Here is a 10,307-nt window from a genome sequence, read left to right on the forward strand (position 1 = left end):
GGTGACTTTCGCCGCGCCATGTCGCAGCGCGGTGCGCACGCAGTCCATCGCCGTATCGCCCCCGCCCAGCACCACCACGTTTAACCCCTGCGTGTCGATAAACGGCTCGTCTGCGGCAGGGTCAAGGCCCATCACGTTCCGCGTGTTCGCCACTAAAAACGGCAGCGCGTCGTACACGCCCGGCGCGTCTTCGTGAGGGATACCCGCTTTCATGGAACGATAGGTCCCTACGCCGATGAACAGGGCATCGTAGTCGTTTTGCAGTTGGGCCATCGATACGTCTTTTCCCACCTCGCAGTTCAGCTCGAAGCGGATGCCCATCGCGCTGAATATCTCTCTGCGCCGCGCTAACAGGGATTTATCCAGCTTGAAGGCCGGAATACCAAAGGTCAGCAATCCGCCGATTTCCGGATGGCGATCGTAGACCGTCACACCGACGCCGCTGCGCACCAGTACGTCGGCGCAGGCCAGCCCTGCCGGACCGGCACCGATGATGGCGACGCGCTTACCGACCGGTTTAACGTGGCTGACGTCCGGCGTCCAGCCCATCGCCAGCGCCCGATCCGAGATATACCGTTCGATATTCCCGATGGTTACCGCCCCTGACGCATCCCGCAGGGTGCAGGCGCCTTCACATAATCGATCCTGTGGACAGACGCGGCCGGTAATTTCCGGTAAACAGTTAGTCTGGTGAGAAAGCTCAGCCGCACCGACGATATCCCCCGCCCCGATCCGCTCAATCCACTGTGGAATATGGTTATGCAGCGGGCAGGTCCACTCGCAAATGCTGTGGTCGCCACATTTCAGGCACCGGGATGCTTCGCGCTGCGCCTGTTCCGGGCGAAACGGCAAGTAGATCTCGTTAAAATGGCCGGCGCGCGCGTCGGGGCTGAGCTTATCCGGCTCACCGCGCGCCGGGGTGTTTTGCATCTGTTGCCGTTTGGTTTGCGGAGGGACTGACTGAACCGCCTCGCTGTGCCACGGCAGCGCGTCCAGCCTTGCGCTGCGCTGTCGGCGCTGTTTAACCAGCTTATCCAGCACGGCTGGGGTGGCGAGCGTAAGCACCTCTGCCGGGCAGTTTTCAACGCAGGCCGGGCCTTGCGGCCTTTCCAGGCAGAGGTCGCATTTGTGCGCCGAGGCCTTTACGCTGTCGTTTTCCAGCGGGGCGATCAGCATGTCCATCGTGCCAAACGGACAGGCCACCACGCAGGCTTTACAGCCAATGCATTTTTGTTGATTGACCTGTACGCTGTCGCTGTGTTGCGTGATGGCTCCGTTCGGGCAGCTTTGCGCGCAGGGCGCGTTTTCACAGTGGTGGCAGGTCACGGGGCTTTTTCGCAAGCCTGAGGTAAGGACCGTAATGCGGGGATGAAAATGGCGCTCGCTCAGCGCGTGCTGCTCCCCGTTGTGCGCCATCACACAGGCAACTTCGCAGGTGCGACAACCGATACACTGTTGAGCGTTGGCCATAATAAAACGATTCATAACAACACCTGTTTTTGGTTCAATAACCTTATTCTTTCTATTGTTATCGTATTTACCCACAGCGGCATGGCGACGCAATGTTCAAATGCCCTGGAAGGCGAACTATTTCCAGTGAACCTGTGGCAGATCAATTTAATTCAGGAAGCCGATGAGTGACCGTTAAACGCCCCGTATCGGGAAGCCTGGCTCGGGCTTTCTTTTCGATGATTGTCTTGTCCGTTCTGATCAGCGCCATTGCGCTGGTTACACTCGCCAGCAGCCAGCGCGACGCCGAGGCGATTAACATCGCCGGATCGCTGCGCATGCAGAGCTACCGCCTGGGCTACGAATTGCAGCGCGCCAGCCCGTCGCTGGCAGGGCACCGCGCGGTCTGGCAGAAAACGCTGAGCGCGCCTGCGTTGCAGAAGCTAAACCGCTGGTATGTGCCAGAGGACGTCAAACAGCGTTACCAGCAGTTGCAGCTTGGCTGGCAGGAGATGGACACGCGTATCGCCAGCGGCGATACCGGGTGGTATCAGAGCCACATAGAGGATTTCGTGGGCCGGATAGATGCCTTTGTGCTGGCGCTACAGCACTACACCGAACATAAGATACAGCTGGTGATTTTCATGTCGCTGACGGGCGGCCTGGGCATCCTGCTGCTGGCGGTGATGACCCTGCGGCGCATCCGCCGTCAGGTTGTGCTGCCGCTGAATAATCTGGTGGCAGCGAGCGAGCGTATCGAACAGGGGCAGTTCGATACCCCCGCGCCGGATATTATGCTTCCCAACGAGCTGGGCCAGCTTTCCCGCGCCTTCAACCATATGTCGGCGGAATTACACACCCTGTACCGTTCCCTGGAGCACTCCGTTGCTGAAAAAACCCGCCACCTGAATGAAGCGCATCAGCAGCTCGAAATGCTGTTCAAATGCTCACAGGCGTTGAATACCGGGCAGATAGACAGCCACTGCTTCCGGCATATTTTGCAGATTGTGCATGACTATACGCAGATGAATTACCTGCAATTGCGCACCAGTGACGACTGGCAGCTTTACGAAGGACAGGAGTCCCCGGGCGAGAAAATGCACAATTTACCGGTATTAATGCAGGACACCCTGTACGGCGAACTGCGCTGGCAAAGCGCGACCGGGGATGTTCCGCTGCCGCTCATGGAAAGCGTGGCGACGATGCTGGGCCGGGGGCTCTATTTCAATCAGGCGCAGAAACATTATCAGCAGTTGCTGCTGATGGAAGAGCGCGCCACCATCGCGCGCGAGTTGCATGATTCGCTGGCGCAGGTGCTCTCCTATTTGCGTATTCAGCTTACGCTGCTGAAGCATGCCGTGCCGGGCGACAATGCCCCGGCGCAGGCCATCATTACGGACTTCTCTCGCGAGCTGAATAACGCCTGGCATCAGCTACGCGAGCTGCTCACCACCTTCCGCCTGACGCTCAATCACGCCAATCTTCCTGCCGCGCTACAGGAGTCTCTCGACGGGTTGCAAAGCCAGACCCGCGCGAAGCTGGTGCTCGACTGCCGTCTCTCATCGCTGGCGCTGGACGCGCAAAAACAGGTGCACCTGTTACAGATTGTGCGTGAGGCAGTGCTGAATGCGATTAAACATGCCGACGCCAGCGAGATTGTGGTCAGCTGCGTCACCACCGCGGATGGCACTCACACGGTCACGATCCGCGACAACGGTATTGGTATCGGCGACGCCAGTGAACCGCCGGGGCATTACGGGCTGAATATCATGCGCGAACGCGCGGGACGGCTCGGCGGGACATTACACTTTTCTCAGCCGCCACAGGGTGGGACACAGGTCAGCGTAACGTTCCGGACGCCTGCGGCGCAGGCTGAAAAATAGCGGGAAAGAAGGCGCGCTGAAAAAAGCGCATGATAATTTACATTATCTCCTTTATTTCTCCACGTTTGACCTGGGCCTTACCGCTAAAGTTAGGCGGGCAATAAACAATAATGACGTGCAGCAAAACGAGGTCACACTTTAATGGCGAATTTTTTCATCGATCGCCCCATTTTTGCCTGGGTGCTTGCAATCCTGTTGTGTCTGACGGGTGTCCTGGCGATTACTTCCCTTCCTGTTGAGCAATACCCCGACCTCGCGCCCCCCAACGTGCGTATCACGGCGAACTATCCTGGCGCCTCGGCACAGACGCTGGAAAATACCGTCACGCAGGTTATCGAGCAGAACATGACGGGTCTTGATAACCTGATGTACATGTCCTCGCAGAGCAGTGCCACGGGCCAGGCGACGGTAACCCTGAGCTTTACGGCGGGCACGGATCCGGATGAAGCGGTGCAGCAGGTGCAAAACCAGCTGCAATCGGCCCTGCGTAAACTGCCTCAGGCGGTGCAGAACCAGGGGGTGACCGTGCGTAAAACCGGTGACACCAATATTTTGACCATCGCGTTTGTTTCAACCGATGGCTCGATGGATAAGCAGGACATCGCGGACTACGTCGCCAGTAATATTCAGGACCCGCTCAGCCGTATCAACGGCGTGGGTGATATCGACGCCTACGGCTCGCAGTACTCCATGCGTATCTGGCTGGATCCCAACAAGCTGAACAGCGTGCAGATGACCGCTAAAGATGTCACCGACGCTATCGAATCGCAGAACGCCCAGATTGCCGTGGGGCAGCTCGGCGGTACGCCGTCCGTGGACAACCAGGCGCTTAACGCCACCATCAACTCCCAGTCGCTGCTCCAGACACCTGACCAGTTCCGCAATATTACTCTGCGCGTGAATCAGGACGGTTCGGAAGTGCGTCTGGGGGATGTCGCCACCGTGGAAATGGGGGCGGAAAAATATGACTACCTGAGTCGCTTTAACGGCAATGCCGCGTCCGGACTGGGGGTAAAACTGGCCTCCGGCGCCAACGAAATGGCGACCGCGCAGCGGGTGTTAGAGCGTCTGGATGAACTGTCGCATTACTTCCCGCACGGACTGGAGTACAAAGTCGCCTACGAAACCACCTCATTCGTAAAAGCCTCCATCGAAGATGTGGTGAAAACCCTGCTCGAAGCTATCGCGCTGGTGTTCCTCGTGATGTACCTGTTCCTGCAAAACTTCCGCGCCACGCTGATCCCCACCATTGCGGTGCCGGTGGTGCTGCTGGGAACCTTTGCGGTGCTGTATGCCTTCGGTTACAGCATCAACACCCTGACCATGTTCGCCATGGTGCTGGCCATCGGCCTGCTGGTGGATGATGCCATCGTGGTGGTGGAAAACGTCGAGCGCATTATGAGCGAGGAAGGGCTTTCGCCCCGCGAGGCCACGCGCAAATCGATGGGACAAATTCAGGGCGCGCTGGTCGGTATCGCCATGGTGCTGTCGGCGGTATTTATCCCGATGGCATTTTTTGGCGGCACCACGGGCGCGATTTATCGCCAGTTCTCGATCACCATCGTCTCTGCAATGGTGCTCTCCGTACTCGTGGCAATGATCCTTACCCCTGCCCTGTGCGCGACGCTGCTCAAACCGCTGCATAAGGGGGAACACCACGGTCAAAAAGGCTTCTTCGGCTGGTTTAACCGCATGTTTAACCGCAATGCGGCGCGCTATGAAGCGGGCGTGGGTAAAGTACTGCACCGCAGCGTGCGCTGGATGGTGGTTTATGTCCTGCTGCTCGGCGGCATGGTGTTCCTGTTCCTGCGGCTGCCAACCTCGTTCCTGCCGCTGGAAGATCGCGGCATGTTTATTACCTCCGTACAGTTACCGAGCGGCTCGACCCAGCAGCAGACCCTGAAAGTGGTGCAGAAGGTTGAGAACTACTTCCATACTCAGGAGAAAGATAACGTGGTCTCCGTCTTCTCCACCGTCGGCTCTGGCCCCGGCGGTAACGGGCAGAACGTGGCGCGTATGTTTGTGCGCCTGAAAGACTGGGACCAGCGCGACAGCGATACCGGCTCCTCCTTTGCCATCATTGAGCGTGCAACCAAAGCGTTCAACAAAATCAAGGAAGCGCGCGTTTTCGCCAGCAGCCCGCCCGCCATCAGCGGCCTGGGCAGCTCAGCCGGGTTTGATATGGAGCTTCAGGATCACGCGGGTGCCGGGCATGACGCGTTGATGGCTGCTCGCGATAAACTGCTCGAGCTGGCCGGGAAAGATCCGCAGCTTACCCGCGTTCGTCATAACGGTCTGGATGACAGCCCTCAGCTACAGGTGGATATTGACCAGCGTAAAGCGCAGGCGCTGGGCGTCTCCATCGACGACATTAACGACACCCTGCAAACGGCATGGGGCTCAAGCTACGTAAATGACTTTATGGATCGCGGCCGCGTGAAGAAGGTCTACGTTCAGTCTGCCGCCAAATACCGCATGCTGCCGGACGATATCAACCGCTGGTATGTGCGCAATAACACCGGCGGCATGGTGCCGTTCTCGGCGTTTGCGACGTCACGCTGGGAGACCGGTTCGCCGCGTCTGGAGCGTTACAACGGCTATTCGGCGCTAGAGATTGTCGGTGAAGCCGCGCCGGGCGTCAGTACCGGTACCGCAATGGACATTATGGAAAAACTGGTTCAGCAGTTACCGACCGGCTTTGGCCTGGAGTGGACGGCGATGTCCTACCAGGAACGGCTTTCCGGCGCTCAGGCGCCTGCCCTGTATGCTCTTTCGCTGCTGGTGGTATTCCTTTGCCTGGCGGCGCTGTATGAAAGCTGGTCAGTGCCGTTCTCGGTGATGCTGGTGGTGCCTCTCGGGGTCATCGGCGCGCTGCTGGCAACCTGGATGCGCGGCCTGGAAAATGATGTCTATTTCCAGGTCGGACTCCTCACCGTGATCGGATTGTCGGCAAAAAACGCCATTCTGATCGTCGAATTTGCCAATGAGATGAATGCCAAAGGTCACGAACTGATGGCCGCCACGCTGCACGCCTGTCGTCAGCGCCTGCGTCCGATCCTGATGACCTCTCTGGCTTTTGTGTTTGGCGTCCTGCCGATGGCCACCAGCTCCGGCGCAGGCTCCAGCAGCCAGCACGCAGTGGGTACGGGCGTTATGGGGGGAATGATATCCGCGACGATACTGGCTATCTATTTCGTACCGCTGTTCTTTGTGCTGATACGTCGTCGTTTCCCGCTGAAGGATAAGCCGGAATAACCCGTTGAAATAAAAAAGGCGGCTTTACAGGCCGCCTTTTTATTGTGTGATTCTTTCACACTATGGTTATTTTAGTTAATTAAGTGCTCTTGCATTTCTTACCGGAAATTCATTTACGAAGCATGCCTTCGATAAAATCTTTCCAGTTCCCCAGTTCACGTTCAATCATAACAACCTCTCTTATTATTATGCGCATTCTACGAAAACGTATCATCATTGTGAAGCCACTTTAACCGATTGCTGTGATTGAGCCCCGCTGTACTGGTAGGTTTAGGATCACTATGAGCGTTGCCGGGTAAATTTTATGTGACCTACAGCAATATTTTGAAATAGTCGGAAAAATGACAGCATTTTTAATTTCCCCCTGAGTTTATTGGCAATTTAAACAGGGTGGACAACTATGCTTAAAAGATGAAAGACTATTCAGCTTACAGCTGTTCGTTGAATTATGGAGAATTGTAAATCCCGAAAAATTCCGAATGTGTTATATTCCACTTAAGGATATATCTTCGAAAATATTGAACATTTAATCCACAAAAGAACAAAAGGATTCACTATGGTTGTGATGTACGGCATTAAAAATTGCGACACGATTAAAAAAGCCCGCCGCTGGCTGGAAGCACACAACATCGACTATCGCTTCCACGATTACCGTGCCGACGGGCTTGACCCCGCGTTTCTCCATTCCGCCATCAACGAACTGGGATGGGAAGCGCTGCTGAATACCCGCGGGACCACCTGGCGAAAACTGGATGAATCTCTACGGGCCACGATCAACGACGCCGACAGCGCAGCCAAACTGATGCTTGAAATGCCGGCAATCATCAAACGCCCATTGCTCTGCAAGCCAGGTCAGCCTATGCTGCTGGGTTTCAGTGAAACCCTTTATTCAGATTTATTCGTTGAGGTGTAGTCTATGTCATGCCCGGTCATTGAGCTGACTCAGCAGCTTATTCGCCGTCCTTCCCTTAGCCCGGACGACGCAGGTTGTCAGGCATTAATGATTGAGCGCCTGCGTGCCATCGGTTTTACCGTGGAGCACATGGATTTTGGCGATACGCAGAACTTCTGGGCATGGCGCGGTCAGGGGGAGACGCTGGCGTTTGCCGGACATACTGACGTAGTTCCCGCGGGCGACGCAGACCGCTGGATCAACCCGCCTTTTGAGCCGACCATTCGAGACGGCATGCTTTTCGGACGCGGCGCTGCGGACATGAAAGGTTCCCTGGCTGCGATGGTCGTGGCGGCAGAGCGTTTCGTCGCCCAGCATCCGAACCATAAAAACCGTCTTGCGTTTTTGATTACCTCCGATGAAGAAGCCAGCGCCCACAACGGCACCGTGAAGGTCGTTGAGGCGCTGATGGCGCGCAATGAACGTCTGGACTACTGTCTGGTGGGCGAACCGTCCAGCACCGAAGTGGTGGGCGATGTTGTGAAAAATGGCCGCCGTGGATCCCTGACCTGCAATTTGACTATTCATGGCGTGCAGGGCCACGTTGCCTATCCGCACCTGGCGGATAACCCGGTACACCGCGCCGCGCCGATGCTGAACGAACTTGTGAGCATTGAATGGGATAAAGGCAATGAATTTTTCCCGCCAACCAGCATGCAGATAGCCAACATCAAGGCTGGCACCGGCAGCAACAACGTCATTCCCGGCGATCTCTTCGTCCAGTTTAACTTCCGCTTCAGCACCGAACTGACTGACGAGATGATCAAAGCGCGAGTGATTGCGCTGCTCGAGAAATATCAGCTGCGCTATACCCTCGACTGGTGGCTGTCTGGCCAGCCGTTCCTGACGCAGCGCGGTAAACTGGTGGATGCGGTAGTGAACGCCATTGCGCACTATAATGAAATTAAGCCACAACTGCTGACAACGGGCGGCACGTCTGACGGACGCTTTATCGCCCGCATGGGCGCACAGGTTGTCGAACTGGGTCCGGTTAACGCGACGATTCACAAAATCAATGAATGCGTGAACGCTGCCGATTTACAACTGCTGGCCCGCATGTATCAACGTATTATGGAGCAACTCGTCGCCTGACGGGTGCTTAAAGAGGATTAGCGAATGGACTGGCTTTCAAAGTACTGGTGGATTCTGGTGTTGGTATTTCTGGTAGGCGTGCTGCTTAACGTGATTAAAGATCTCAAGCGCGTTGACCACAAAAAGTTCCTTGCCAACAAACCGGATCTTCCGCCGCACCGTGATTTTAACGACAAGTGGGACGATGAAGACGACTGGCCGAAGAAGGACCAGAAGAAGTAATTGTACACACCCCTCACCCCCGGCCCCTCTCCCCAGAGGGACGAGGGGGGTTTTGTTCCCTCTCCCTTTGGGGAGAGGGTTAGGGTGAGGGGAAATGTTTAAATAAACTCGACGATATCATCGTCATTCGGCTTAGCGCCGCTGAGCGCCTCATCAAAGTAGTGCTTCGGTACGGTATAACGCAGATGATCGAGCGCGAACTGCATGCTGCGATCGTCAATGGCATGCCCCAGATCGTCTACGATATCCAGCGTCACATCTCCGCCCTCGCGCATCAGCGTCTCCTGGGCGGCTACTGCATGCGAAAGCTCAATTACCCGGTCTTCACCCCCATGAATGAGATGGATCGTGGTCTGCGTGGTCGCGCTTTGCGGTAACGTCGCAAAACGCCCGTTAAAGGCAATCACGCGGGACACCAGTCCGGGCTGCGCTTTTACGCTTTCCATCGACATGATTGAACCCTGAGAGAAGCCAATCAGCGCCGTTGCGTCGGCGCCTACGCCGCTCTGCTGCTGCCAGTAACGCACGGTATCGATAAAGGCTGGCATAACGGCATCAATACGCGCCTGACGATTCTCCTCCGTCACGCCCTCGACGGAAAACCACTGCCGACCGTCCGGACCGCACGGCTCCACGCCGCCGATGCTGACGATCAGCGCGTGTGGGAAAACGGGTGCAAACCAGCTGCCAATCTGTCCCATATTGACGGCATTGTCGCCCACGCCATGAAACAGAAGCAGGAGCTGTTTAGCAGGCGTATCCGGGCTTTGCACAACAAAATGGTCATGTTTCATGGCGATCTCCTTAATTGATAAGCAGGATTTTACGCCTCTGCGGGGTAATGACCATGCCACTTTACTGAAGAAGTCATTGAAAAAATTGCCATTGCAAAATGTCGGCTTTCAGCTGCTGGCTACGGGAGTAATCAAGCCTTTCAAGCGCGCGTGCGGTTTCCTCGCGTAGCTTCGCCAGCAACGCTTTGCGCCCGAAATCGTGCGTATTCCCTTCCATTTTCCCGCGCAGCGCCGGGAGTGGGATGTCCACGGCTAACACCAATCGCGTTAGCGCCGCAACCGAGGTTGAAAACGCCCGGTGAGCAAAGGCAAACCCCGCCAGCTCCAGCCAGTCATCACTATTAAGGGTAGCTTCCCATGCATCCGTCACCGGGATCTTTTCGCCATTCCAGGCCGACAGGACGCGCATATCACGACATAAACGCCGATGCGCCTGTTCGCAGAGCTGATGCCCCGCCTCGCTCAGCGGCAGCAACGCCATCGCCGTATAGCACCCGCTGCTGGCTTCCCGGTGGCTGCCCATCCGCACCAGCACAAACCCGCACTGCCGCCAGAAACGCCACAGCTCGTCGGTATAGCCAAAGCTGACCGAGAGATAATCTTCTCCGCTGGCACTGCGGATCAGCCGCTGGCCGATGCCTTCCCGCTGGCGATGGGGAT

General features: G+C 56.5%; 9 protein-coding genes. 5 read left to right on the top strand and 4 right to left on the bottom strand.

Going from position 1 to position 10,307, the window contains the following annotated elements:
* The coding region (locus tag DD606_RS26655) for a 4Fe-4S dicluster domain-containing protein (protein WP_129259167.1) at positions 1-1,485 on the bottom strand (1,485 nt) is incomplete at its 3' end.
* A 152-nt stretch (positions 1,486-1,637) separates the two neighbouring features.
* On the opposite strand from DD606_RS26655, the gene narQ reads away from it, so the two are divergent.
* Positions 1,638-3,332, top strand: coding sequence for a nitrate/nitrite two-component system sensor histidine kinase NarQ (gene narQ, locus DD606_RS22530; protein ID WP_129259169.1), 1,695 nt, complete (start codon positions 1,638-1,640; stop codon positions 3,330-3,332).
* Between the two features lie 141 nt (positions 3,333-3,473).
* A complete protein-coding gene (acrD, locus tag DD606_RS22535; protein ID WP_003863561.1) occupies positions 3,474-6,587 on the top strand; it encodes a multidrug efflux RND transporter permease AcrD in 3,114 nt (1,037 codons plus the stop codon).
* 109 nt (positions 6,588-6,696) lie between these two features.
* Here acrD and ypfM read toward each other — a convergent pair whose 3' ends face one another.
* On the bottom strand, positions 6,697-6,756 hold the full coding sequence (gene ypfM, locus DD606_RS22540) for a protein YpfM (protein ID WP_015572204.1): 60 nt from the start codon (positions 6,754-6,756) through the stop codon (positions 6,697-6,699).
* A 387-nt stretch (positions 6,757-7,143) separates the two neighbouring features.
* On the opposite strand from ypfM, the gene DD606_RS22545 reads away from it, so the two are divergent.
* From DD606_RS22545 to DD606_RS22555, 3 genes are read left to right on the top strand one after another with little or no spacing between them, the layout of a single operon-like run.
* Complete coding sequence (locus tag DD606_RS22545) at positions 7,144-7,500, top strand: ArsC family reductase (protein ID WP_015572203.1); 357 nt, start codon at positions 7,144-7,146, stop codon at positions 7,498-7,500.
* A gap of 3 nt (positions 7,501-7,503) precedes the next feature.
* The gene (gene dapE / locus DD606_RS22550; protein WP_003863566.1) at positions 7,504-8,631 is read left to right on the top strand and encodes a succinyl-diaminopimelate desuccinylase; all 1,128 of its coding nucleotides are present in this window, start codon (positions 7,504-7,506) and stop codon (positions 8,629-8,631) included.
* Positions 8,632-8,655: 24 nt separating this feature from the next.
* Positions 8,656-8,853, top strand: coding sequence for a YpfN family protein (locus DD606_RS22555; RefSeq protein WP_000383991.1), 198 nt, complete (start codon positions 8,656-8,658; stop codon positions 8,851-8,853).
* Positions 8,854-8,951: 98 nt separating this feature from the next.
* Here DD606_RS22555 and ypfH read toward each other — a convergent pair whose 3' ends face one another.
* Positions 8,952-9,647, bottom strand: a complete 696-nt coding sequence (gene ypfH / locus DD606_RS22560; RefSeq protein ID WP_129259171.1) for an esterase — start codon at positions 9,645-9,647, stop codon at positions 8,952-8,954.
* A gap of 73 nt (positions 9,648-9,720) precedes the next feature.
* Positions 9,721-10,307 (bottom strand): GNAT family N-acetyltransferase (locus DD606_RS22565; protein ID WP_139158337.1); only part of this gene is annotated, 587 nt, incomplete at its 5' end.

The organism is Enterobacter cloacae complex sp. GF14B, assembly GCF_004136805.1.
In the GTDB taxonomy this organism is placed as follows: domain Bacteria; phylum Pseudomonadota; class Gammaproteobacteria; order Enterobacterales; family Enterobacteriaceae; genus Enterobacter; species Enterobacter hormaechei_C.